Here is a 22,837-nt window from a genome sequence, read left to right on the forward strand (position 1 = left end):
GCAGCGTTCGCGGTCGCGCCGCGTTCTCCACAGGTCGTCGTTCGCAGCACCGATCGGCGAGCGGATGCTCCACCATGAGGTCATGGCCCGGCTTCCTGCGGTGCTCGGCACCGATGACCTTCCGCTCGCCGAACTCTGCGCCGCGCGCATCGACGGCGAGCTCTTCGCGATCGACGAGGGGTGGGCGCCGATCGACGAGCCCGACCTCCCGAGCCTGCGGGCGGCCGTCGTCGCGCTGCGCGTGTCGCGCTCCCTGATCATCGAGCGCCTCTCGGCGGCCTGGGTGCACGACGCGCTCGACGCCGCACCGCGCACGGCGCAGTTCTGCGTGCCGCACCGTTCACGCATCGCGGCGATCGCCGATCGACGCATCACGGTTCGCGAGGTCGTGCTCACCGACGACGAGGTCGTCGAGCTGGGCGGCGTGCGCTGCACGACGCCCGCCCGCACCGCGTTCGACCTGCTGCGCGAGACCTCGCTGCCCGATGCCGACTCCGTAGACGTCGTGGCACGACTGCTCGCACCGCGCCCTCGACTCGCAGACCAGGTCCGCGAACGGCTCGATCGAGCGCAACGCATGCCGCACCGCGCTCGTGCGCTCGTGCGCCTCGACCACGCCGTCGCGGCCGCCGCCCTGATCGCGGCAGGCTCGATTCAGCCGTCGCTGACGCGGTAGACGTCGTAGACCGCATCGATTCGCCGCACCGCGTTCAGCACTCGGTCGAGATGGGTCGTGTCACCCATCTCGAACACGAAGCGGCTGAGCGCCAGCCGGTCGGTCGACGTCGAGACGTTCGCCGAGAGGATGTTCACGTGGTGTTCCGACAGCACGCGCGTGACGTCGGAGAGCAGTCCTGCGCGGTCGAGCGCCTCGATCTGGATCTGCACGAGGAACACGCTCTTCGAGCTCGGAGCCCAGTCGACGTCGATGATCCGTTCGGGTTCCCGCATCAGCGACTGCACGTTGTGGCAGTTCGCCTGGTGCACCGAAACCCCTGCCCCACGCGTGATGAAACCGACGATCTCGTCGCCGGGCACCGGGGTACAGCAGCGGGCGAGCTTCACGAGGATGTCGGGCGCTCCGCGCACGAGCACTCCCGAGTCGGAGTGTCGTGGGAGCGGCCGCGACCGCACGGGGATGGGAAGATCGGGCTCGTCGCCCTCGTCGATGTCGCGAACGAGCGCGACGACCTTCTCGAGCACCGACTGCGTCGAGACATGTCCCTCGCCGACGGCGGCGTACAGCGCCGAGACGTCGTCGTAGCGAAGCTGCGCCGCGACCTCGGCGAACGAGTCCTGGCTCATGAGCTTCTGCAGCGGCAGGTTCTGCTTGCGCATCGCCCGCGCGATGGCGTCGCGCCCCTGCTCGATCGCCTCGTCGCGGCGCTCCTTCGTGAACCACTGCCGGATCTTGTTGCGTGCACGCGGGCTCTTCACGAAGCCCAGCCAGTCCTGGCTCGGCCCGGAGTCGGGGTTCTTCGACGTGAACACCTCGACGACATCGCCGCTCGCGAGCTCGCTCTCTAGCGGGACCAGTCGGCCGTTGACCTTCGCACCCATCGTGCGATGGCCGACCTCGGTGTGCACGGCATACGCGAAGTCGACCGGTGTCGCGCCCGACGGAAGGCCGATCACACGGCCCTTCGGCGTGAAGACGTACACCTCTTTCGCGCCGATCTCGAAGCGCAGCGAATCGAGGAACTCGCCGGGGTCGGCGGTCTCGGCCTGCCAGTCGGAGATGTGCGCGAGCCACGCCATGTCGGTTTCGTTCTGCGGAGCCGGGCCGCCTGCGGAGCGACCGGTCGTCTGCTCCTTGTACTTCCAGTGCGCGGCGACACCGTATTCGGCGCGCTGGTGCATGTCATGCGTCCGGATCTGGATCTCGACCGCGCGACCCTTCGGACCCAGCACCGTCGTGTGCAGCGACTGGTAGAGGTTGAACTTCGGCGTCGCGATGTAGTCCTTGAATCGGCCGGGCAACGGCGTCCACCGTGCATGGATCGCACCGAGCACGGCGTAGCAGTCTCGCACCGAGTTCACGAGCACCCGGATGCCGACGAGGTCGTAGATCTCGTCGAAGTCGCGCCCGCGCACGATCATCTTCTGGTAGATCGAGTAGTACTGCTTCGGCCGGCCGACGACGCGGCCGCGGATCTTCGCCGCCTTCAGGTCGTCGTTGATGAGGTCGATGACGTTCTGCACGAACTCCTCGCGCTGCGGCGTGCGCTGCTTCACGAGGCTCTCGATCTCGGCGTAGAGCTTCGGGTAGAGCACCGCGAACGAGAGGTCCTCGAGTTCCCACTTGATGGCCTGGATACCCAGGCGATGTGCGAGGGGCGCGTAGATCTCGAGCGTCTCGGTCGCCTTGCGCGTCGCGGACTCCGCCGGCACGAATCCCCACGTTCGGGCGTTGTGCAACCGGTCGGCGAGCTTGATGATCAGCACCCGGATGTCTTTCGACATCGCGACGATCATCTTTCTGACGGTCTCGGCCTGCGTCGAGTCGCCGTACTTGACCTTGTCGAGTTTCGTGACGCCGTCGACGAGCATGGCGATCTCGTCGCCGAAGTCGGCCCGCACCTGGTCGAGCGTGTACGCCGTGTCTTCGACAGTGTCGTGCAGCAGCGCTGCCGCGACCGTCTTCGACCCGATGCCCAGGTCGGCGAGGATCTGCGCGACCGCGATCGGATGGGTGATGTACGGCTCACCGCTCTTGCGCTTCTGCCCCTCGTGGGCGCGCTCGGCGACCGTGTACGCCCGTTCGATGAGCGACAGGTCGACCTTCGGATGATGCATCCGAACGGTCCGCATGAGCGTGTCGACCGCACCCGTCGGCTGCGCCTTGGAGAAGATCCGCGGCACGAGACGGCGCAGCGAAGCCGTCGAGTTGACTCCGGCCTCGGTCACGCGTCAGCACCTCCAGACCTCAATTATCACCGTTCCTTGAGGTGAAGCCTGCCGATGGGCGCACGCCGGTCGCGAACATCACGCGGTGGGCAGCACCTCGGCGGAGGGCGAGCCCGCCCGCTCGCGCTCCTTCAGCACCTTCTGGTCGTGCCGGCGGATCTCGGGCTCGCCCTCACGCAATTGCGAGTAGAGCGGGGCAGCGAGGAACACCGTCGACCAGGTGCCGACGAGGATGCCGATGAGCAGGGCGAGCGAGATGTCGCGGAGCGTGTCGGCGCCGAGCACGCCTGCACCGAGGAACAGGATCGCCGCGACCGGCAGCGCGGCGACGACGCTCGTGTTGATCGAGCGTACGAGCGTCTGGTTCACGGCGAGGTTCACCGATTCGCCGAACGTGCGCCGCGACTCCTGCCCGTCTTCAGCCGTGTTCTCACGGATCTTGTCGAACACCACGACCGTGTCGTAGAGCGAGTAGGCGAGGATCGTGAGGATGCCGATGGTGGCGGCGGGGCTGATCTCGAGACCCAATCCCGCGTAGATGCCCACCGTGGCGACGAGGTCGGCGATCAGGGCCAGGATCGCCGCGAGCGACATCTTCCACGTGCGGAAGTAGAGCGCCATGATGATGGCTGCCAGCAGCATGAACGCCAGAAGCCCGACGAGTGCCTGGCGAGTGACATCGGCACCCCAGCTCGGGCCGATGAACGACGATGTGACCTCGGATTCGGGCACGTCGTACGCCTCGGCGAGGGCAGTCGTGACCGCCCGCGAGTCTGCCTGTTCGAGCTGGTCGGTCTGGACCCGGACGCCGTCGCCGCCGACGATCGTCACGTGCGCGGTCGCGTCGGGCACGACGGATTCCACGGCGTCGATCGCCGGCTGCTCCTCGGCGTTCTCGACGCCCGCGATCTGGAATTGCGAGCCCCCGCGGAACTCGATGCTGAAGTTGACCCCACGGAGGACCGGTACGAGCACCGAGAGCAGGAGCAGCACGGCGACGATCGTGTACCACTTCTTGCGTCCACCGACGAAGTTGAAGGAGCGCTTGCCCGTGTAGAGGTCGTTACCGAAGGTCGTGAGACGGTTGGCCTTGGCCATCAGGACTCCTTCCCGTCGTTCGAGGTATCGCCCGCGCCGACCGTTGCGGCCGCCTTGCGTTCGGCGATGGTCTGGCGCCGCTGCGCCTCCTTCGCGCTGGACGCTGCCTTCTTCGCCGTCACCGCGACGGGCTTGCGGAACTCCGCACGCCCCCGGTACACCGCGCCGAGCGCCTCGGGGTCGAGGCCCGACCACGGGTTACCGCTCGAGAAGAACCGGGTCTGCGCGAGCAGCTGCAGCATCGGATGCGTGAACAGGATCACGACGACGACGTCGATGATCGTGGTGAGTCCGAGCGTGTAGGCGAAGCCCTTCACGCTGCCGACCGCGAGGATGAAGAGCACGATCGCCGCGAGCAGGTTCGTGGCCTTCGACGCGAGCACCGTGCGGAAGGCTCGCTTCCAGCCGGCCTCGACGGCGCTGACGAGCTGACGACCGTCTCGGAGCTCGTCGCGGACGCGTTCGAAGTAGATGATGAACGAGTCGGCGGTGAAGCCGATCGCGACGATGAGGCCCGCGATGCCGGCGAGTGAGAGGCGGTAGCCCTCGCGCCACGACAGGATCGTGATCATCAGGTATGTGATGATTCCCGCGATCACCAGTGACGCGATCGTGACCGATGCGAGCGCCCGGTACTGGAAGATCGTGTAGATCACGACGAGGATGAGGCCGATGAGGCCGGCGATGAGGCCGGACTGCAGCTGCGACGTTCCGAGCGTCGGCGAGATCGTGTCGGAGGACTGCACCGTGAAGCTGAGCGGCAGCGCGCCGAACTTCAGCTGGTCGGCCAGCGACTTCGAGGTCTCCTGCGTGAACTGGCCGGTGATCTGCGGCCGGCCGTCGGTGATGGCCGCGTTCATCGAGGGCGCGGTGAGCACGGCCCCGTCGAGCACGAAGGCGAACTGGTCGCGGGGCGTCTGGCCCTGCAGGCCGAAGAGCCGGGTGCTGACCTCGGTGAAGTCCTGGGTGCCCTGCTCGTCGAACACGATGTTGACCGCCCACTGCCCGGTGCTGGCGCCGGTCTGCGTGGTCACCGTGCCGTTCGTGGCGTCGACGATGTTCTCGCCGCTCGCCTCGACCGGCCCGAGGAGGTACTTGGCGGCACGCTCGCGGTCACAGGTGACCAGTGGCTCATCTGCCGGTGCGACGTTCGTCGCGGCGTTGTCGAGCTCGGCGCAGTCGAAGTTGTCGAACTGATCCTGCAGCGCCGGGGTGATCCAGGCCGGGTCGCTGCCGTCGGTGGGCTCGACGGTCGGCGTCGACTCGGGCTCTTCGGTGGGCGACGGGGTCTCGGTCGGGCTGACCGCGGTGTTCGTCGCCGCGTCGGCGAGCAGCACCGCTCGCAGCTCGAGCTTTGCCGACTGCTCGATTCGGTCCCGAGTCTGGTCGTCGAGCTCACCCGGGATGCGGACGACGACGTTCTCACCCTCGGTGTTGATCTCGGACTCGGCGACACCCGAGGCATCGACACGCTGCCGGATGATCGACACGGCCTGGTCGAGCTGCTCCTGCGAGACGTCGGCTCCGGTCTCGACCTTCGGCGCGAGGATGATCTGCGTGCCGCCCTCGAGGTCGAGCGCGAGCTTCGGCGTCCACGATCCCCCGCCCCAGATGACGCCGGCGGCGTTGATGCCGAACAGGAGCGCGATGATGACACCCAGCCAGGTGAGGGAACGCCATGCCTTGCGGACTGGCGTCGGCCGGGATGACCGCTTCGATGGTGCAGCCACGTTTCTGCTTTCTCTGCAAGAGCCCGCGCATCAGCGCACGAGCCGAGCCTCGGTGATGAGTGCTAGTCGTCCGACTTCTTGGTGTCGGGCGTCTCGTCGGTCGTCGACGGGGTTTCGGTGTGCTCGTCGGCGACACGCTCGCCGAACTCGGGCTCTCCGCCGACCGACTCGGCGGACTCGTCGGCGGCCACCGGCTCGACCACGCGTGCGACCGTCTGCCGGTGCACGGTGAGCACCGTGCCGGGCGAGGTCTCGAGCAGCACCTGGTTCTCGTCTTCGTCGATCGAGAGGATCGTGCCGAACACTCCGAAGTTGGTCATCACCTTCGCGCCCGGCTGCACCTTCGCCTGCAGCTCCCGCGCGTCGGCCTGACGCTTGCGCGAGTTCCGGAACATGAAGAAGATCAGCACCGCCAAGACGGCGAGCATGATGATAGTGAACGGATCGAACGTCATGAGGGAGAGTTACCTTCCGGTGTGCGTTGTGCGCACGAAGTCAGAGGCGCTGAGGGCGTCGCCTCAAAGGATTATAGGTCATCGATCGGAAGCGCCGCTGACGCGGCCGGTGCGCTCTCGGAAAGGCCGAAATGCCGCCAGGCCGACGGTGTGGCGACGCGGCCCCGCGGCGTGCGGGTGATAAGCCCGATTCGCACGAGGAACGGCTCGACCACCGCCTCGATCGTCTCGGCCTCTTCGCCGACCGACACTGCGAGCGTGTTGAGGCCGACCGGCCCGCCGCCGAACCGCGTGAGGATGGTCTGCATCACCGCCCGGTCGAGCCGGTCGAGGCCGAGCGGGTCGACGTCGTAGAGCTCGAGCGCCGCCTGCACCGCATCGAGGTCGGCGCGGCCGCCGTGTACGAGCGCATAGTCGCGCACGCGCCGCAGCAGCCGGTTGGCGATGCGCGGGGTGCCACGACAGCGCCCCGCGATCTCGGCGAGTGCCTCTCGGTCGGCATCGAGCCCGAGCATCGACGCCGCACGCTCGAGTACCCGCTCGAGCTCGGCCTCGTCGTAGAACTCGAGGTGTGCCGTGAACCCGAATCGGTCGCGCAGCGGATTCGGCAGGAGCCCGGCGCGCGTCGTCGCCCCGACGAGCGTGAAGGGCGCGAGGTCGAGCGGCACCGACGTGGCGCCTGCCCCCTTGCCGACCATGATGTCGATGCGGAAGTCCTCCATCGCGAGGTACAGCATCTCTTCGGCCGAGCGGGCCATGCGGTGGATCTCGTCGATGAACAGCACCTCGCCCGGCACGAGCGAGCTCAGGATCGCCGCGAGGTCGCCGGCGTGCTGGATCGCCGGACCGCTCGACATGCGCAACGGCCGACCGCCCTCGTGGGCCACGATCATCGCGAGGGTCGTCTTGCCGAGACCCGGTGGGCCGGCCAGCAGGATGTGGTCGGGCGTGCGCTGCTGCAGCATCGCCGCGGTGAGGAGGAGTTGGAGCTGCCCGCGCACACGGGTCTGCCCGACGAACTCCTCGAGGCTCTTCGGGCGCAACGCCCCCTCGAATGCGAGCTCGGCCTCTGACGCGAGCACCGGGTCGGTGAGGTCGAGATCGCCACCGTGCATGTCGCTGGTGCTCATCGCGAGCGCCCCGCCTGCTGTGCAGGCCCGAGCCTCGACAGCGTGAGGCGCAACAGGGTCGGCACGGACGCCGCCTCGGTGTCGGACGCGGCGGCCATGGTCTCTTCGACGGCATCGGCGGCGACGCGCTCGGACCAGCCCAGGCCGGTGAGGGCCGCGAGCACGCTCTCGGCGGCGCCGCCCGTGACCACGGCCGGTCGAGCGGTCGCGGCGGGCGCGACGAGCTTGCCCGCGAGCGAGACGGTGATGAGCTTCGCCGTCTTGGGCCCGATGCCGCTGACCTTGCGGAACACCGCGTCGTCGTCGCGCTGCACGGCCTCGGCGACCTGCTCGGGCGAGAGCGCCGACAGCACGCCGAGCGCCGATTTGGGGCCGACGCCGGTGACGCCGATGAGCAGGTCGAACACGTCGAGCTCCTCGCGAGTGCCGAACCCGAACAGGGTGAGCGAATCTTCGCGCACGACCAGCGTCGTGTGCACGTTGGTCTCGCTGCCTTCCCGGCTCGCGAGCGCGAGCGCCGGGGTCGTGTTGACGTGGAAGCCCACGCCGCCGACCTCGAGCACGATCGAGTTGCCGCCCGCTGCGAGCACGCGGCCGCGAAGAGAGGAGATCACTCCTTCAGCCTACGGGCCGCCCCCGACACCGCCGCAGAACGCTCCGCGGCGAGCCACGCCCGCTGAGCGGGGGTCAGGCTCGACGCCTCGGCCTGAGCCGGGGCATCCTGGATCGCGGCGCCCGCCGCTCCCCCGGTGCGCCACGCGTGACAGATCGCGAGCGCGAGCGCATCGGCGGCATCAGCGGGCTTCGGCACCGCCTCGAGCCCGAGGATGCGGGCGACCATGGCGCCGACCTGCTTCTTGTCGGCGCGCCCGTACCCGGTGATCGCGGCCTTCACCTCGCTCGGCGTGTGCAGGGCGACTGGAAGCGCCCGGCGAGCCGCGATCAGCATCGCGACACCCGAGATCTGGGCCGTGCCCATGATCGTCGACACGTCGCTGCGGGCGAAGACCCGCTCGAGCGCGACGGCCTGCGGACGATGCTCCTCGAGGATCGCCTCGAGCCCGTCGGCGATGCGGGCGAGCCGGCGCGGTGTGTCGAGGTCGGCGGGCGAGCGCAGCACGACGACGTCGACGAGCCTTGCGGTGCGGTCGGGCTCGACGTCGACCACGCCGACGCCGCATCGCGTCAGGCCGGGGTCGATGCCGAGCACGCGCACGGCGATCGGCTAGTCCTCGGCTTCGAGCTCGGCCTGCACCTCGGGGCTCAGGTCGAAGTTGCTGTAGATGTTCTGCACGTCGTCGCTGTCTTCGAGGGCGTCGATCAGGCGGAACACCTTTCGGGCGGTCTCGGCGTCGATCTCGACCTTCAGGTTCGGCACGAACGCGGCGTCGGCCGAGTCGTAGTCGATGCCCGCCTCCTGCAGCGCGGTGCGAGCCGCGACCATGTCGGACGCCTCGGTGACGACCTCGAAGGTGTCGCCCTCGTCGGTGACCTCTTCGGCGCCCGCATCGAGCACTGCGGCCAGGATATCGTCTTCGGTGGTGCCCTCGGCGGGCACCACGATGACGCCCTTGCGTGCGAAGTTGTAGGCGACCGAACCCGGGTCGGCCATCGTTCCGCCGTTGCGGCTCATGAGCGTGCGCACCTCGGCCGCGGCGCGGTTCTTGTTGTCGGTCAGGCACTCGATGAGCAGGGCAACCCCGTTGGGACCGTAGCCCTCGTACATGATGGTCGTGTACTCGACGGACTCGCCGGTGAGCCCCGCGCCGCGCTTGATGGCGCGGTCGATGTTGTCGTTCGGGACCGAGGTCTTCTTCGCCTTCTGCACGGCGTCGACGAGGGTCGGATTGCCCGAGAGGTCGGCGCCGCCCATCTTTGCGGCGACCTCGATGTTCTTGATCAGCTTGGCGAACGACTTGGCTCGGCGTGCGTCGATGACCGCCTTCTTGTGCTTGGTCGTGGCCCACTTGGAATGCCCGGACATGCGTCTCCTGGATCGGTTTCGCGGCGGGTGAGCCCGCCGACAGACCATTCTAAGCCAGCGTGGGCGGACACCCCGCGATCGACGAACGGATGCCCCGGGGCCGGTGTTCAGCCCAGGATCTTCAGCAGCGCGCGGAGGTTGCGATTCGTCGTCACCGACTTGTACTTCGCCTTGCCGATGAGCTTGGCGAACGGAGTGCCGACGGTGGTGCCCTTCACCGGGTTCCAGTAGAGCACTCCGTCGTCCGCAACCAGCGGGTCGACGTCGGGGTCGACACCGTCGGCGGCCGTCTGGAGTTCGTCGATCACGGCGGGATCGGAAACGAAGATCACCCAGGGCTGTCGTCGCGCGTCTGTCGCATCGAAGGGGAACCCGTCGACGGCCCGCTCGAGTTCTGCGCGCGTCACGAGCACGATCCACGCGTCGTACGCGAAGCGATCGCCGAGCGCCTGCTCGATCCGTCGCTTCAGAACAGCGTGCGGTTCCCGGGTCGCGGTCTCGAAGACGACGTTGCCGCTCGCGAGCACCGTGCGAACCTCGTCGAACCCGAGCGACACGAACAGCTCGCGCAGGTCGAGCGACTTGATCGTGATGCCGCCGACGTTGACGCCGCGCAGCAGGGCGATGTAACGGACCATGAACCGAGCGTACGACGGGCTGCCGTCATGGGATCGGCGGCACGGGCCGGCCTTCGTACAACTCGGCCATCGCATTCTCGTATCGTCGCTTCAGGAGCAGCGAGTAGAGCAGCCGCACCGGGGCGGGCAGGTTCGTCTTCATCCATCCGGGGCGCTCGTCGGCCGGCACCGTCGCGAGCATGAGGCCCAGCTGCACCGCCATGACGTCGCGCGGCAACTGCTTCCGGGACTCCTGGATCGCGGCGTTGGCGTGCTCGCCCATCTCGTCCCACTCCGACTGGGTCAGCACCGATGTCGCGACCGGCACGATGTGCTCCTCCTCGGGCGCGAGGTGACCGACGAGAGTGTCCCGCAGATGCTCGACACCCGCCGCCAATCGGTCTCGGGTCGCGGCATCCGCGCGCGTGCGCCATTGCTCGAGCAGCGGCTCGACCTCCGCGAGTTCCACCGCCACCTGCGCATGCTGGGCCTTCATCTGGTCGACGTGCGCCCCGCAGCCCGGCGACCGTTCCACGAGCCGATCCCAGAGCACCAGATCCTCGGTCTCGTGGTGCAGATGCAGGCCGAAGAAGTCCATGTGCGCGTAGTCGGCGACGACGGATGCCCGACGGACGTCGCCGTCATCCACTCCGCGGATCAGTCCGGGCAACTCGCGGTACAACCATCGGAAGATCCGGTGCACCTGCAACAGGTCGGATGTATCGCAACCGATCGGTTCGCCGGCCGGAAGCGGTTCGGACGAACTCGGCAGCCTCGTGACCATGTCAACCCCTGCTCCGCGCCGCGCTGCGTGCGTAGGGGTCACCGTCGTTGGCGCATGTCGTGGACTGCGGACGTGGCGAAATATACTCGCCGCACGATTCATCCGCCACAGCGCCGTCACTCAGGCGCTGGGTGGAACGGACGCCGCGATCAGACCGCCGATGCCGTCGCGGGAACCGCGGCTCGAGTCCGATCCGTGCGGAGCCTCCGGATCGCGCGCTCGTACTGGCGCCGGCCGACCATTCGGTACGCGACGCGGATCGGCGCGGGCAGCTCCTTCTCGAACCAGGCGTCGCGCTCCGACTCCGGAACGCTGTCGATCATGAGACCGAGCAGGACGAAGATCGGCAGCGGCGGCTTGTGGCGCCGGGCGTGCTTGTGGATGTCGTCCCACTCCGCGTCGGAGAGGATCGCGTCGAGCACCGGGAACGCCTCGCGCTCCTCGTCTGCCAGATGCTCGACGAGCAGCCGGTCGATCTCGTCGAGGTCACCCGCGAGCCGATCGGCGAGGGCGTCATCCGCCGTGCGCGCCCACCGGTCGACGACCGCATCCGCGACGTCGAGTCGATCGGACACCACACCGTGCTGGCGCCGCATCAGTGCGACGTGCATTCCGCAGGCAGGGGCTCGCTCGCCCATGACGTCCCAGAAGTACTCGTCCTCGGTGCGGTGGTGCACGTGGAGGAGAGCGATGATGCCGTGCAGGTGCTTCGCGACGTACCGGGCGTGCGCGGTGTCGCCGGGGGCGACATCCCGCACGAGGTCGGGTGCCTCGGCGAACAGGCGGCGGAAGAGCCGGTGGATGACGACGACCTCGTCGCTGCGACAGGTCGCGGCGGGGCCGGCGGCGATCTCGGATGCGCCCGTGCTGGGAAGTCGAGTGGTCATGCACGCAAGGCAAACGGACGACGCGCGGCGCCGCGCCCGGGACATCCCGCACATCTGCCCGGGACATCCCGCTGATGCGGCCCGGGTTCGCCCTGACCTTGCTACGCGGCCGTCGCCGCGGCGCGCACCTTCGTGAGGAAGTACTCGTGGAAGCGGAATTCGCCGTTGATCTCGGGATGGAAGCTCGTGCCGAGTAGATTCCCTTGCTCGACGGCGACGACACGGCCGTCGGAGATCGTCGCGAGCGCCTTGGCGCGGGGTCCGACCGACTCCACGACCGGACCGCGGATGAATACGGCGTGCACGGGCCGCTCGCCGAGGGCGGGGATGTCGAGATCGGTCTCGAACGACTGGTTCTGCGAGCCGAAGGCGTTGCGGCGCACGACGACGTCGAGCCCCCCGAGCGACTGCTGCCCGGCGATCGCGTCGAGCACCGTGTCGGCGAGCATGATGAGGCCCGCGCAGGTGCCGTAGACGGGCAGGCCCGCTGCGATCGCGGCCTTCAGCGGCTCGGCCAGGCCGTAGGCGCGCGACAACTTGTCCATGACGGTCGACTCCCCGCCGGGGATCACGAGGCCCTCGATGGCGTCGAGCTCGTCGGGCCGGCGCACGAGCGACACGCTCGCGCCGAGCTTCGTGAGCACGTGGGCGTGCTCTCGGAAGTCTCCCTGAAGCGCGAGAACGCCGACGCGGGGGCCGGTCGAAGCCGCCGCCCCCGCGTCGAGTGATTCGGTACGGAGCGTCGTCACCAGCCGCGCTCGGCCAGGCGGTGCGGCGCAGCCAGGTCGCCGACGTTGATGCCGACCATCGCCTCGCCGAGACCGCGCGAGACCTCGGCGATCACCGACGGGTCGTCGTAGAACGTCGTGGCCTTCACGACCGCGGCGGCACGGGCCTCGGGGTTGCCGGACTTGAAGATGCCCGAGCCCACGAACACGCCGTCGGCACCGAGTTGCATCATCATCGCGGCGTCGGCCGGAGTGGCGACACCGCCCGCAGTGAACAGCACGACGGGCAGCTTGCCGGTCTCGGCCACCTCGAGGACGAGCTCGTAGGGTGCCTGCAGTTCTTTCGCGGCGACGTAGAGCTCGTCACGGGTCATGGACTTGAGCGCGTTGATCTCGGAGGTGATCTTGCGGATGTGCTTGGTCGCCTCGGAGACGTCGCCCGTGCCGGCCTCACCCTTCGAACGGATCATCGCGGCACCCTCGTTGATGCGGCGCAGCGCCTCGCCGAGGTTGGTCGCTCCGCAGACGAACGGCGTGTTGAACGCCCACTTGTCGATGTGGTTCACGTAGTCGGCGGGCGAGAGCACCTCGGACTCGTCGATGTAGTCGACGTCGAGCGCCTGCAGCACCTGCGCCTCGACGAAGTGGCCGATGCGGGCCTTCGCCATGACGGGGATCGACACCTCGGCGATGATCGCCTCGATGAGGTCGGGGTCGCTCATGCGGGCGACACCGCCCTGGGCGCGGATGTCGGCGGGTACGCGCTCGAGCGCCATGACGGCGACGGCGCCGGCGTCTTCGGCGATGCGAGCCTGCTCGGCGGTGACGACGTCCATGATGACGCCGCCCTTGAGCATCTCGGCGAGGCCGCGCTTGACCCGGCTGGAGCCGGTCTGCGAGGTCGCGGCGGGCGCGGGGACGGAAGCTTCGGTCATGGAGTCAATCCTAATCGTCGGGTAGGGTGCGCACTGCGCCGCGATGGAGGCCGCACGGCAGTGCAGTGGACACCGCGTCCAGCGGACGCGGCCGGTCGGTTCAGGCGGGCCAGGCCTGGGCGATCTCCTGCCGAACCTCGCCGAGCAGGCGGGGCAGCGCCTTCGTTCCGGCGATGATCGGGAAGAAGTTCGAGTCGAGCGCCCAGCGCGGCACGATGTGCTGATGCAGGTGCTCGGCGATACCGGCGCCGGCGATGCGGCCCTGGTTCATGCCGATGTTGAAGCCGTCACAATGCGAAACCTGCTTCACGACGCGCATGGCGACCTGCGTGAGTTCGCCGATCTCGGCGACCTCATCGGGCGACGCTTCGTCGTAGGTGGCGACATGGCGATACGGACAGACGAGCAGGTGCCCGCTGTTGTAGGGGAACAGGTTGAGCAGCACGTACGCGTGGCGACCGCGGGCGACGATGAGCGACTGCTCGTCGTCCATCTCGGGCGCCCTGCAGAACGGGCACGCGTGCTCGTCGGGCTGCTGGCCGTGCTGGATGTAGACGAGTCGGTGGGGCGTCCACAGTCGCTGGAACGCGTCGGGCACGCCGGCCAGGTCGGCCGAGGCGTCGGTCGGGACCCCGTCGAACTCGTCGTGCCGGTAGCTCGTCATGCGAAGAGGTCGTCGCGAGTCGTGACCTGGCGCCGCTCGTCGATCGCCGCGCGGATGTGCGCGACCGCCTCGTCGATCGCCACGCCGTTCTCCTGCGTGCCGTCGCGGAACCGGAAGCTCACCGTCTCGCCGGCGCGGTCGTGCTCGCCGGCGATGAGCTGGAACGGCACCTTCTGGGTCGTGTGGGTGCGGATCTTCTTCTGCATGCGGTCGTCGCTGGTGTCGAGTTCGGCGCGCACGCCGGACCCCCGCAGCAGTTCGATGATCGCCCCGAGGTACGGGACGTATTCGTCGGCGACCGGGATGCCCACCACCTGCACCGGTGCGAGCCACACCGGGAACGCGCCGGCATAGTGTTCGAGGAGGATCGCGAAGAAGCGTTCGATCGAGCCGAACAGGGCGCGGTGGATCATGATCGGGCGCTTCTTCTGCCCGTCTCGGTCGGTGAACTCGAGATCGAATCGCTCGGGCAGGTTCGGGTCGACCTGCACGGTCGAGAGCTGCCACGTGCGGCCGATCGCGTCGCGCGTCTTGAGGTCGATCTTGGGCCCGTAGAACGCGGCCTCGCCGGGCATCTCGGTGAGCTTGAGCCCGCTCGCACGGGCCACGTTGCGCAGTGCGTTCGTGGAGTACTCCCAGAACTCCTCCGAGCCGATCCACTTGTCGCTCGCATCGTCGCGCATCGACAGCTCGAGCTCGAAGTCCTCGAGGCCGAAGTCGCGCAGCATCGAGATGACGAAGTCGATGACCTTCGTGGCCTCTTCCTCGAGCTGGTCGGGAGTGACGAACAGGTGCGAGTCGTCCTGCGTGAATCCGCGCACGCGGGTGAGTCCGTGCAGCGCGCCCGAGAGCTCGTTGCGGTACACGGTGCCGTTCTCGGCGAGTCGCATCGGCAGGTCGCGGTAGCTGCGCCCGCGCTCCTTGTAGATGAGGATGTGCATCGGGCAGTTCATGGGCTTCAGGTAATAGTCCTGGCCCTGCTTCGTGATGTTGCCATCGGCGTCGCGCTCCTCGTCCATCTTGATGGGCGGGAACATGCCCTCTTTGTAGGTGACGAGGTGGTTGGACTGGAGGAAGAGGTCCTCCTTCGAGATGTGCGGGGTGTACACGTAGGTGTACCCGTCGGCGATGTGGCGACGACGGGCGTGCTGCTCCATCTCCATGCGCACGACGCCACCGCGCGGATGCCATACCGAGAGTCCCGAGCCGATCTCGTCGGGGAAGCTGAACAGGTCGAGTTCGCGCCCGAGCTTGCGGTGGTCGCGCTTGGCCGCCTCCTCGAGGCGGTGCTGGTACGCGCGCAGCTCGTCTTTCGTGGTCCACGCGGTGCCGTAGATGCGCTGCAGCTGCGGGTTCTTCTCGGAACCCCGCCAGTACGCCGCGGCGAGTCGCATGAGCGCCCAGCCGTTGCCGATCATGCGGGTGTTCGGCAGGTGCGGTCCGCGGCAGAGGTCCTTCCAGACCGTCTCGCCGGTCTTCGGGTCGACGTTGTCGTAGATCGTGAGCTCGCCGGCGCCGACCTCGACCGACTCGTGGTCGTCGCCGCTGCCCTCACCGTGACCGGCATTGCCCTTCAGCCCGATGAGCTCGAGCTTGTAGGGCTCGTCGGCGAGCTCGGCGCGTGCTTCGTCGTCGGTGACGACGCGCCGCACGAAGCGCTGGCCCGAGCGGATGATGCGCGCCATCTCCTTGTCGAGCGCCTTGAGCGCTTCGGGCGTGAACGCCTCGGCCACGTCGAAGTCGTAGTAGAAGCCGTCGGTGACGGGCGGGCCGATGCCGAGCTTTGCCTCGGGGTTGATCGTCTGCACGGCCTGGGCGAGCACGTGCGCAGCAGAGTGGCGCAGGATGTTCAGCCCGTCGGGCGAATCGATCGTCACCGGCTCGACGTCATCGTCGTCGGTCACCGTCGTCGCGAGATCCTTGAGTTCGCCGTTGACGCGCATCGCGACAACGGATCGGTCGGTGAAGAGCGCGAAGCCGTCGGCCACCTTGATCCACTCCTTGGATTCTCGAAAACGAACCCTTCAACTGTAGTGGTGCGCCGGATGCCGCCCTGCGCGAGCGCGCCCTCGCCGGTGCGAGCGCCGCGGCGCCGTGCGGCGATCGGATGCACCCCGGGCGATGGCCGAACCCGCTGAGTACCGCCCCCGGCCGACACGCTCGACGACGAGCGGATGCCACGGCGCGACGCCGTGGCATCCGCTCGTCGTTCGCAACAGCGCGGCGGCATCCGCCGCCCTGCCGCAGATCGCCGGGCGCTGGTGTCAGCCGGCCAGGCGTCGCTTGACGGCGACGCGCTCACCCACGACGACGGAGCCGAGCGCGAGCGCACCGAGACCGGCTACGAGGAGCCAACTGCCGTCGAATCCACCACCGCCACCCGACGAGGTCGAGTCGATCGGCACGATCACCGCACTCGACGCCGACGGTGTCGGCGTGGGTGTCGACACCGGCTCGAACGAGTACGAGTAGTGGCTGATGCCCTTGCCGGACGGATGTTCGAAGGTGAAGGTCTGCGAGGGCGGGTCGACCGGGATGATCACGAACCCGTTGCCCTGATTCGCCGAACCGGCCTTCACGCAGACCTCGGTGATGACGAATCCGTCGGGGACCGTGATCGTGATCGACGTGACCTCGGGGTTGCTGGGGACGTCGATCTTGCCGGAGTCGAGCCCGGGGCAGATCTGGCCGGCGGGTGGCACGGCGTACGCCGGCGCAGCGCTGAACACGACGGCGCCGGCAGCAAGCAGCAGGGCAACGCCGATGGCACGTCGGGTCAGTCGGGTGGTCATGAGAAGGCTCCTCACTTCGTCGTGAGCGCAGCACTGGTGTGCAACGCAGGTGCACGGTGTGCGCTCAACTCGGGTTCGGCGCCTTGTGGACGGCGGTCGGGTATCGCTCCACAACGATCACGGTGCCCAGACTACGAGGATTCCTCAGTTACTATCACCCCCCGAAGAGGGCACACACTCGGCCGAGCAGGCACACGCCGCTCATCGTGCGCGCGTGAGTGGGAATGCGTGCCGAACTGGCACAGAGATGGCATGGAAAACAAGAAAGGCCCGGAATACCGGGCCGAACCTGCTCTGTGTCTGGTGGGCGATACTGGGATCGAACCAGTGACCTCTTCCGTGTCAGGGAAGCGCGCTACCGCTGCGCCAATCGCCCAGAGTCGCAATGATTCTCGCGACTTTGGAGGTGGATACGGGATTCGAACCCGTGTATACGGCTTTGCAGGCCGCTGCCTCGCCTCTCGGCCAATCCACCGTGTATGGGTTCACCACCAGAAGAACAGGAATGAACTTGCGCTCATTCCCGATCAGAGCGGATGACGAGATTCGAACTCGCGACCCTCACCTTGGCAAGGTGATGCGCTACCACTGCGCCACATCCGCGTTGCCCGCATTTCTGCGTGCAGAGAGACTCTAACGGATTCGGTGAACGAATCACAAACTGAGCCGACCGCATGGCACGTTCCCCCCGGTCATTCCCAGATTCGGTCCCGGAAACCCGGGCGTGTCGAGCTGAGCCGGCCCGCCGGAGCGACATCCTGACGCGCTCGCGCGCTGCGCCGATGTGCATTCGCCCGGCTCCGTCGGCTAGTATCGAGTCCGCGGTCACCGCACGTGACTGCGAATCCCACATGGGCGATTGGCGCAGCTGGTAGCGCGCTTCCTTCACACGGAAGAGGTCGTCGGTTCGAGCCCGGCATCGCCCACGAGACGCCCCCACTCCACTGGGGGCGTTCTTCGTTTCCGCGCTCGGTCAACCCCGTTGCGGCACCCGAGCCCTCGGTCTAGCGTGGCCGCCATCTGGCCCGCATCGACGCGAGGAGCATTCCATGTCCGGTGAGATCTCGTTCATCGAGTTCGGAGCGGCAGACGCCATGACCGCCCGCACCTTCTACGGAAAGCTGTTCGGCTGGTCGTTCGAGCCCGGACCCGGCGGGGACGGCTACGTGATCGACGGCGCGGGGGTTCCGGCGGGTGTCCACGGCGGCGATCAGGGCGCCGCGCCGTACGTCTTCTTCAGGGTCGACGATCTCGATGCCGCCACCGCCGCAGTCGAGCGACTCGGCGGAACCGTCGAGACGATGGCGGGCGACGACGATGAGGCCTCAGCGGCGATCTTCGGCGAGTTCCGCATGTGCCGCGACGACCAGGGTTCGCCCTTCGGCCTGCACCGCCCGCCCCTCCACTGAACGCCACGAACCGCGACGGCGAGCGGCGACGTCAGCCCCAGCCGTACCGAGCGGCGAGGGCGTCGGCGACAAGCGAATAGCGCCGCGAATCGAGGGATGACGCTTCACGGCGCATCCCGCCGGCGCGGACCCGGAACACCCGATCGATGCGCGCCCAGCTCGGGCGGCCCTCGCGGTCCCACGCGCCGTCGCCGAGGGAGACGAAGTCGCGATCGCCGTCGTGGGCCTTGCTCGTGAGCTGCACCGCGAGGAAGTCGCCTGCGTTCGACGCCGCGACGATGACGACGGGGCGGTCCTTGCCGCGCCCGTCGCGTTCTTCGTATGGCACCCAGGTCCACACGATCTCGCCCGGGTCGGGCTCCCCGTCGCGCTCGGGCGTGTAGGCGAGACGAACCTTGCGCAGGCGTTGCGGGTCGACCTCGACCGTTGCGTCGTCACCGACCTGCCCCGGAGACACCTCGACCTTCCCCGGCGTCACCCGCGCGGTGGCCGCGCGGCGCGGTGTCGCGACATCCGCTCGTTGCTTCGAACCGCTCGCGAACAGGGGCCGCAGCACACGACCGAGGGCGGTGAGGAAGCGGCTGGTGTCTGTCACACCGGCACACTACCCCACCGCCCTCAGGCGGTCAGGACCGCTCAGACGGTCTCGAGCTTGTAGCCCTCCTCGCCGTGCACGACGGTGTCGATGCCGGCGATCTCGTCCTCGTCCTTCACCCGGAAGCCGATCGTCTTCTGGATGGCGAAGCCGATGACATAGGCGAGCACGAACGAGTACGCGAGCACGGCGAGCGCGGCGATCGCCTGCACCATCAGCTGCGTGAGGTTGCCGCTGTAGATGAGGCCGGTGCCGTTGGCGAAGATGCCGAGGTAGAGCGTGCCGATGAGGCCGCCGACGAGGTGGATCCCCACCACGTCGAGCGAGTCGTCGAAGCCCCACTTGAATTTCAGGTCGATCGCGAGGGCGCAGACCGCACCGGCGACGATGCCGAGCACGATGGCCCAGATCGGGGTGAGCGAGGCACACGCCGGCGTGATCGCGACGAGGCCGGCGACTGCGCCCGAGGCGGCTCCGACGGAGGTCGGCTTGCCGTCGCGGATCTTCTCGACGACGAGCCAGGCCAGGAGTGCTGCAGCCGGCGCAGCGATCGTGTTCACGAACGCGAGTGCCGCGGTTCCGTCGGCGGCGAGCTCGGAGCCCGCGTTGAAGCCGAACCAGCCGAACCACAGGAGGCCGGCGCCGAGGAGCACGAACGGTGGGTTGTGCGGGACATGGGCGCCCTTCGAGAAGCCGACGCGCTTGCCGAGCACGAGCGCGAGGGCGAGGGCGGCCGCACCGGCGTTGATGTGCACCGCGGTGCCTCCGGCGAAGTCGATGGCACCGACGCCGAACCACTCCTGCATGCCGTACGTGATCCAGCCGCCGTAGGCGAAGCTGCCGTCCTCGGCGAGACCGAAGTTGAAGACCCAGCTCGCGACCGGGAAGTAGACGATGGTCGCCCACAGTGCAGCGAACACCATCCACGCGCCGAACTTCGCCCGGTCGGCGATCGCACCCGAGACGAGCGCCACCGTGAGGATCGCGAACGTCGCCTGGAACGCCACGAAGGCGAGCGGCGGGTACGCGGCGCCCTCGGGGACCTCGAGCAGGCTGGTCAGGCCGATCGCCGACCAGTCGATGGACCACGGCGCGCTCAGGCCCTCGGCGGAGGGGAACGCGATGGCGTAGCCGTAGAGCACCCACAGGACGCCGATGAGACCCAGAGCACCGAAGCTCAGCATCATCATGCTGATCACGCTCTTGGCCTTGACGAGACCGCCGTAGAAGAATGCGAGTCCGGGCGTCATCAACAGCACGAGGGCTGCCGCTATCAGCAAGAACGCGGTGTTGCCTTGATCCATCTCGAACCTCTCTCAGATGCAGGGGTTGGGGGAAACCTGTGCCGCCCAGTCTCATGACGGGACGTTTCGAGAGGGATCGCGTGATGTTTCGGGTTCGTTACGGCCTGGGCCGCTGAGGTAAACAGCAGGTTTCGTCGGGCCGGGCAGCCGCCGTGAGTCCGGCGCGGTTCTCCCGCGTCTCGCGTACTCGTCGGCGAAGGGGCGGATGCCGCGACGCGGCTCAGTCGTGCGGCGGGAGCTCACCCGTGGTGAGGGCGATCATGCGAGACATCGCACGAAGGTACTTCTTGCGGTAGCCGCCGTTCATCATGTCGCCGCCGAAGACCTCGTCGAGCGGGAGCCCGCTCGCGACGATCGGCACCTCCGCGTCGTAGACGCGGTCGATGAACGCCACGAGGCGCAGGGCGGCGTTCTGGTCGGTGAGCTCGTGCACGCCGTCGAGTGCGATGACCTCGATGCCGTCGACGAGCTTCACGTACTTCGAGGGGTGCACGGTCGCGAGATGCGCGACGAGGTCGTCGAACCCGTCGAGCGATACGGCGTGCCCGCGTGCAGCGAGCGCGTCGGCGGTGTGCGCAACGTCGTGGTCGGGGCCGAGGGACGCAGCGTGTCCCTCGGTGTCGCGGCGGCGGTAGTCGAGTCCGTCGATGCGCAGCGTCTCGAAGTTCGACGACAGCGCGTGGATCTCCCGGAGGAAGTCGGCGGCGGCGAAGCGACCCTCGCCGAGCGCGTTCGGGGGCGTGTTCGACGTCGCGGCCACCCGCGTGCCGCCGGCCATCAGTTCGCCGAGGAAGCGGGTCATCAGCATCGTGTCGCCCGGGTCGTCGAGTTCGAACTCGTCGATGCAGATGAGCCGCGCGCCCTTGAGGAGCTGCACGGCCGGCGCGTACCCGAGTGCGCCGACGAGCGCGGTGTACTCGATGAACGTTCCGAAGTATTTCGGCCCGTGGGCGACGTGCCAGAGCGCGGCGAGCAGGTGCGTCTTCCCGACGCCGAACCCGCCGTCGAGGTAGACACCGGGCAGCTCGATGCGCGCCGGGCGCTTGCGCGAGAAGAACCCGCCGGGCCGCTGCGCGGCACGCCACGCCCCGGCGAACTCGTTGAGCCGGTCGAGGGCCGCCTGCTGCGAGGGGAAGTCGGGGTCGGGGCGGTACGACTCGAACGATGCGTGCTCGAACTGCGGTGGCGGCGTGAGCTCCGATGCGATCTCGGCGCCGGAGATCGTGGGATTGCGATCGACGAGGCGGACGAGGGTCTTGCTCGGTGCCGAGGTCATGCTGGTGGAGCTCCCGTATTGCATCGGATGACGGGCCTGGTGACTTCGCCCCGCGCGCCGCGTAGATTCGTGGTGGACAGGTCATCAGCCTAGTCCGCTCCCCCACTCGTCCCCGCCCGACCGGGCGATCCAGGAGGCAGTCATGTCCGCCGAGTTCGACGCAGCCCCGAAGCTCGCCGAGTACGCCCACCCCGAGCGGCTCGTCACGACCGATTGGCTCGCCGCGCACCTCGGCGAACCCGGCCTCGTCGTCGTCGAATCCGACGAAGACGTGCTGCTCTACGAGACCGGGCACATCCCGGGCGCGGTCAAGATCGACTGGCACACCGAGCTCAACGACCCGGTCGTGCGCGACTACGTGAACGCCGAGCAATTCGCCGCCCTCCTCGGCTCGAAGGGCATCTCCCGCGATTCGACGGTCGTCATCTACGGCGACAAGAACAACTGGTGGGCCGCATACGCACTCTGGGTATTCACACTTTTCGGCCACGAAGACGTGCGCCTGCTCGACGGCGGCCGCGACCTCTGGATCGCCGAGGGCCGCGAGCTCACCACCGCAGCCCCAGACGTGACGCCCGTCGAGTACCCCGTCGTCGAACGAGACGACCGTGCCGTGCGCGCATTCAAGGACGACGTGCTCGTGCACCTCGGCAACCCGCTCATCGACGTCCGCTCCCCCGAGGAGTACACCGGAGAGCGCACGACCGCCCCGGCCTACCCCGAGGAGGGCGCGCTCCGTGCGGGCCACATCCCCACCGCGGCATCCGTACCCTGGGCCCGTGCCGCCGCCGCCGACGGCACGTTCAAATCCCGCGACGAACTCGACGCGATCTATCGCGGCGAGGTGGGGCTCGAAGACGGCGACGACGTCATCGCCTACTGCCGCATCGGCGAGCGTTCGAGCCACACCTGGTTCGTGCTCACCCACCTGCTCGGCTTCGAGAAGGTACGCAACTACGACGGCTCATGGACCGAATGGGGCAGCGCCGTGCGCGTGCCGATCGTGACCGGGGCCGAGCGCGGCGAGGTACCCGCACGCTGACGCCGCCTCAGGGCGGCGTCGGCTCCGGCCATGGGAGAATGGGACGGATGGACCCGACGACCCTTCCCGCGACCCTCGCCGAGACGCGCGACGACTTCCTCGCGCTCGAGGTGCCCGACCGGCTCCAGTTGCTGCTCGAGTTCTCGAACGAGCTCCCCGAGCTGCCCGAACGGTACGCCGACCACCCCGATCTGTTCGAACGCGTCGTCGAATGCCAGTCGCCGGTGTTCATCTTCGTCGAGGTCGTCGACGGCATCGTGCACCTGTTCGCCACGGCGCCCGCAGAAGCCCCGACCACGCGTGGATTCGCCTCGATCCTGGTGCAGGGTCTCGACGGCCTCACCGTGCAGCAGGTCCTCGACATCCCGGCCGACTATCCTCAGTCGCTCGGGCTCGGCGCGGCGGTGTCGCCGCTCCGCGTCCGCGGCATGACCGGCATGCTCGCGCGCGCCAAGCGGCAGCTGCGCGAGCGCGTCGCCGCGCAGGTCGCCGGCGCGTAG

General features: G+C 68.3%; 23 protein-coding genes and 4 tRNA genes. 5 read left to right on the top strand and 22 right to left on the bottom strand.

The features are described from left to right. Positions 1–82: 82 nt before the first annotated feature. Positions 83–676 (top strand): type IV toxin-antitoxin system AbiEi family antitoxin, encoded by a 594-nt coding sequence (locus tag LQ757_RS08495; protein WP_231046787.1) that lies wholly within the window; start codon positions 83–85, stop codon positions 674–676. Here the strand turns inward: LQ757_RS08495 and LQ757_RS08500 are convergent. The 19 genes from LQ757_RS08500 to LQ757_RS08590 all read right to left on the bottom strand — a co-directional run bounded on the left by LQ757_RS08500 (position 655) and on the right by LQ757_RS08590 (position 17,314). After that, complete coding sequence (locus LQ757_RS08500; RefSeq protein WP_308195593.1) at positions 655–2,907, bottom strand: RelA/SpoT family protein; 2,253 nt, start codon at positions 2,905–2,907, stop codon at positions 655–657. The two genes, LQ757_RS08495 and LQ757_RS08500, sit on opposite strands and share 22 nt — an antisense overlap. 78 nt (positions 2,908–2,985) lie before the next feature. Continuing rightward, complete coding sequence (gene secF, locus LQ757_RS08505; RefSeq protein ID WP_231046788.1) at positions 2,986–4,005, bottom strand: protein translocase subunit SecF; 1,020 nt, start codon at positions 4,003–4,005, stop codon at positions 2,986–2,988. Beyond that, positions 4,005–5,735 carry a protein translocase subunit SecD gene (gene secD, locus LQ757_RS08510; RefSeq protein ID WP_231046789.1) on the bottom strand — a complete coding sequence of 577 codons (1,731 nt, stop codon included), beginning with the start codon at positions 5,733–5,735 and terminating at the stop codon, positions 4,005–4,007. The genes secF and secD overlap by 1 nt, the downstream gene beginning before the upstream one ends. 62 nt (positions 5,736–5,797) lie before the next feature. Beyond that, positions 5,798–6,163 carry a preprotein translocase subunit YajC gene (gene yajC / locus LQ757_RS08515; protein WP_231046790.1) on the bottom strand — a complete coding sequence of 122 codons (366 nt, stop codon included), beginning with the start codon at positions 6,161–6,163 and terminating at the stop codon, positions 5,798–5,800. A 98-nt stretch (positions 6,164–6,261) separates the two neighbouring features. Next, positions 6,262–7,320: a Holliday junction branch migration DNA helicase RuvB gene (gene ruvB, locus LQ757_RS08520; protein WP_231046791.1), complete on the bottom strand. Its 1,059-nt coding sequence runs from the start codon at positions 7,318–7,320 to the stop codon at positions 6,262–6,264. Beyond that, positions 7,317–7,934 carry a Holliday junction branch migration protein RuvA gene (gene ruvA, locus LQ757_RS08525; protein WP_231046792.1) on the bottom strand — a complete coding sequence of 206 codons (618 nt, stop codon included), beginning with the start codon at positions 7,932–7,934 and terminating at the stop codon, positions 7,317–7,319. Before ruvA ends, ruvB begins: the two co-directional genes overlap by 4 nt. After that, positions 7,931–8,542, bottom strand: a complete 612-nt coding sequence (gene ruvC, locus LQ757_RS08530) for a crossover junction endodeoxyribonuclease RuvC (protein ID WP_231047328.1) — start codon at positions 8,540–8,542, stop codon at positions 7,931–7,933. Before ruvC ends, ruvA begins: the two co-directional genes overlap by 4 nt. Positions 8,543–8,545: 3 nt before the next feature. Continuing rightward, entirely contained in the window at positions 8,546–9,304 is a 759-nt protein-coding gene (locus LQ757_RS08535; RefSeq protein WP_231046793.1) for a YebC/PmpR family DNA-binding transcriptional regulator, read from the bottom strand. Positions 9,305–9,411: 107 nt separating this feature from the next. Continuing rightward, on the bottom strand, positions 9,412–9,942 hold the full coding sequence (locus LQ757_RS08540) for a DUF1697 domain-containing protein (protein ID WP_231046794.1): 531 nt from the start codon (positions 9,940–9,942) through the stop codon (positions 9,412–9,414). 25 nt (positions 9,943–9,967) lie between these two features. Continuing rightward, positions 9,968–10,705, bottom strand: a complete 738-nt coding sequence (locus LQ757_RS08545) for a hemerythrin domain-containing protein (RefSeq protein WP_231046795.1) — start codon at positions 10,703–10,705, stop codon at positions 9,968–9,970. Positions 10,706–10,854: 149 nt separating this feature from the next. After that, a complete protein-coding gene (locus LQ757_RS08550; RefSeq protein WP_231046796.1) occupies positions 10,855–11,592 on the bottom strand; it encodes a hemerythrin domain-containing protein in 738 nt (245 codons plus the stop codon). A 101-nt stretch (positions 11,593–11,693) separates the two neighbouring features. Beyond that, on the bottom strand, positions 11,694–12,341 hold the full coding sequence (pdxT, locus tag LQ757_RS08555) for a pyridoxal 5'-phosphate synthase glutaminase subunit PdxT (protein WP_231046797.1): 648 nt from the start codon (positions 12,339–12,341) through the stop codon (positions 11,694–11,696). Beyond that, on the bottom strand, positions 12,338–13,255 hold the full coding sequence (pdxS, locus tag LQ757_RS08560) for a pyridoxal 5'-phosphate synthase lyase subunit PdxS (RefSeq protein ID WP_231046798.1): 918 nt from the start codon (positions 13,253–13,255) through the stop codon (positions 12,338–12,340). The genes pdxT and pdxS overlap by 4 nt, the downstream gene beginning before the upstream one ends. Positions 13,256–13,355: 100 nt before the next feature. Beyond that, the gene (locus LQ757_RS08565) at positions 13,356–13,919 is read right to left on the bottom strand and encodes an HIT family protein (RefSeq protein ID WP_231046799.1); all 564 of its coding nucleotides are present in this window, start codon (positions 13,917–13,919) and stop codon (positions 13,356–13,358) included. Then, a complete protein-coding gene (gene thrS / locus LQ757_RS08570) occupies positions 13,916–15,907 on the bottom strand; it encodes a threonine--tRNA ligase (RefSeq protein ID WP_372459641.1) in 1,992 nt (663 codons plus the stop codon). Before thrS ends, LQ757_RS08565 begins: the two co-directional genes overlap by 4 nt. 276 nt (positions 15,908–16,183) lie before the next feature. Next, positions 16,184–16,711 (bottom strand): hypothetical protein, encoded by a 528-nt coding sequence (locus tag LQ757_RS08575; protein WP_231046800.1) that lies wholly within the window; start codon positions 16,709–16,711, stop codon positions 16,184–16,186. A 301-nt stretch (positions 16,712–17,012) separates the two neighbouring features. Then, a tRNA-Val gene (locus tag LQ757_RS08580) sits at positions 17,013–17,087 on the bottom strand. A 25-nt stretch (positions 17,088–17,112) separates the two neighbouring features. Next, a tRNA-Cys gene (locus tag LQ757_RS08585) sits at positions 17,113–17,186 on the bottom strand. A 56-nt stretch (positions 17,187–17,242) separates the two neighbouring features. Continuing rightward, positions 17,243–17,314 (bottom strand) — tRNA-Gly (locus LQ757_RS08590). A gap of 250 nt (positions 17,315–17,564) precedes the next feature. On the opposite strand from LQ757_RS08590, the gene LQ757_RS08595 reads away from it, so the two are divergent. Beyond that, positions 17,565–17,637: transfer RNA gene (locus tag LQ757_RS08595), tRNA-Val, on the top strand. Between the two features lie 123 nt (positions 17,638–17,760). Further along, a complete protein-coding gene (locus LQ757_RS08600) occupies positions 17,761–18,120 on the top strand; it encodes a VOC family protein (RefSeq protein WP_231046801.1) in 360 nt (119 codons plus the stop codon). 31 nt (positions 18,121–18,151) lie between these two features. Here LQ757_RS08600 and LQ757_RS08605 read toward each other — a convergent pair whose 3' ends face one another. The 3 genes from LQ757_RS08605 to zapE all read right to left on the bottom strand — a co-directional run bounded on the left by LQ757_RS08605 (position 18,152) and on the right by zapE (position 21,295). After that, positions 18,152–18,715, bottom strand: a complete 564-nt coding sequence (locus tag LQ757_RS08605; RefSeq protein WP_231046802.1) for a type II toxin-antitoxin system PemK/MazF family toxin — start codon at positions 18,713–18,715, stop codon at positions 18,152–18,154. Between the two features lie 41 nt (positions 18,716–18,756). Beyond that, positions 18,757–20,019 (bottom strand): ammonium transporter, encoded by a 1,263-nt coding sequence (locus LQ757_RS08610; protein WP_231046803.1) that lies wholly within the window; start codon positions 20,017–20,019, stop codon positions 18,757–18,759. 220 nt (positions 20,020–20,239) lie between these two features. Further along, positions 20,240–21,295, bottom strand: coding sequence for a cell division protein ZapE (gene zapE / locus LQ757_RS08615; protein ID WP_231046804.1), 1,056 nt, complete (start codon positions 21,293–21,295; stop codon positions 20,240–20,242). Positions 21,296–21,437: 142 nt separating this feature from the next. Here zapE and LQ757_RS08620 point away from each other — a divergent pair, with 142 nt between their 5' ends. After that, complete coding sequence (locus LQ757_RS08620) at positions 21,438–22,337, top strand: sulfurtransferase (RefSeq protein WP_231046805.1); 900 nt, start codon at positions 21,438–21,440, stop codon at positions 22,335–22,337. A 47-nt stretch (positions 22,338–22,384) separates the two neighbouring features. Further along, positions 22,385–22,837 carry a SufE family protein gene (locus LQ757_RS08625; protein ID WP_231046806.1) on the top strand — a complete coding sequence of 151 codons (453 nt, stop codon included), beginning with the start codon at positions 22,385–22,387 and terminating at the stop codon, positions 22,835–22,837.

The organism is Agromyces cavernae (genome assembly GCF_021044935.1).
Taxonomy (GTDB): Bacteria; Actinomycetota; Actinomycetes; order Actinomycetales; family Microbacteriaceae; genus Agromyces; species Agromyces cavernae.

What these genes read in the sequence shown, in the direction of transcription:
- LQ757_RS08610 (WP_231046803.1), bottom strand. Translation starts at nt 20,019, where the DNA reads ATGGATCAAGGCAACACCGCGTTCTTGCTGATAGCGGCAGCCCTCGTG.
- pdxS (WP_231046798.1), bottom strand. Translation starts at nt 13,255, where the DNA reads ATGACCGAAGCTTCCGTCCCCGCGCCCGCCGCGACCTCGCAGACCGGC.
- LQ757_RS08620 (WP_231046805.1), top strand. Translation starts at nt 21,438, where the DNA reads ATGTCCGCCGAGTTCGACGCAGCCCCGAAGCTCGCCGAGTACGCCCAC.
- LQ757_RS08575 (WP_231046800.1), bottom strand. Translation starts at nt 16,711, where the DNA reads ATGACCACCCGACTGACCCGACGTGCCATCGGCGTTGCCCTGCTGCTT.
- LQ757_RS08540 (WP_231046794.1), bottom strand. Translation starts at nt 9,942, where the DNA reads ATGGTCCGTTACATCGCCCTGCTGCGCGGCGTCAACGTCGGCGGCATC.
- secF (WP_231046788.1), bottom strand. Translation starts at nt 4,005, where the DNA reads ATGGCCAAGGCCAACCGTCTCACGACCTTCGGTAACGACCTCTACACG.
- zapE (WP_231046804.1), bottom strand. Translation starts at nt 21,295, where the DNA reads ATGACCTCGGCACCGAGCAAGACCCTCGTCCGCCTCGTCGATCGCAAT.
- LQ757_RS08565 (WP_231046799.1), bottom strand. Translation starts at nt 13,919, where the DNA reads ATGACGAGCTACCGGCACGACGAGTTCGACGGGGTCCCGACCGACGCC.
- LQ757_RS08535 (WP_231046793.1), bottom strand. Translation starts at nt 9,304, where the DNA reads ATGTCCGGGCATTCCAAGTGGGCCACGACCAAGCACAAGAAGGCGGTC.
- LQ757_RS08625 (WP_231046806.1), top strand. Translation starts at nt 22,385, where the DNA reads ATGGACCCGACGACCCTTCCCGCGACCCTCGCCGAGACGCGCGACGAC.
- yajC (WP_231046790.1), bottom strand. Translation starts at nt 6,163, where the DNA reads ATGCTCGCCGTCTTGGCGGTGCTGATCTTCTTCATGTTCCGGAACTCG.
- LQ757_RS08550 (WP_231046796.1), bottom strand. Translation starts at nt 11,592, where the DNA reads ATGACCACTCGACTTCCCAGCACGGGCGCATCCGAGATCGCCGCCGGC.
- LQ757_RS08545 (WP_231046795.1), bottom strand. Translation starts at nt 10,705, where the DNA reads ATGGTCACGAGGCTGCCGAGTTCGTCCGAACCGCTTCCGGCCGGCGAA.
- ruvB (WP_231046791.1), bottom strand. Translation starts at nt 7,320, where the DNA reads ATGAGCACCAGCGACATGCACGGTGGCGATCTCGACCTCACCGACCCG.
- LQ757_RS08495 (WP_231046787.1), top strand. Translation starts at nt 83, where the DNA reads ATGGCCCGGCTTCCTGCGGTGCTCGGCACCGATGACCTTCCGCTCGCC.
- LQ757_RS08600 (WP_231046801.1), top strand. Translation starts at nt 17,761, where the DNA reads ATGTCCGGTGAGATCTCGTTCATCGAGTTCGGAGCGGCAGACGCCATG.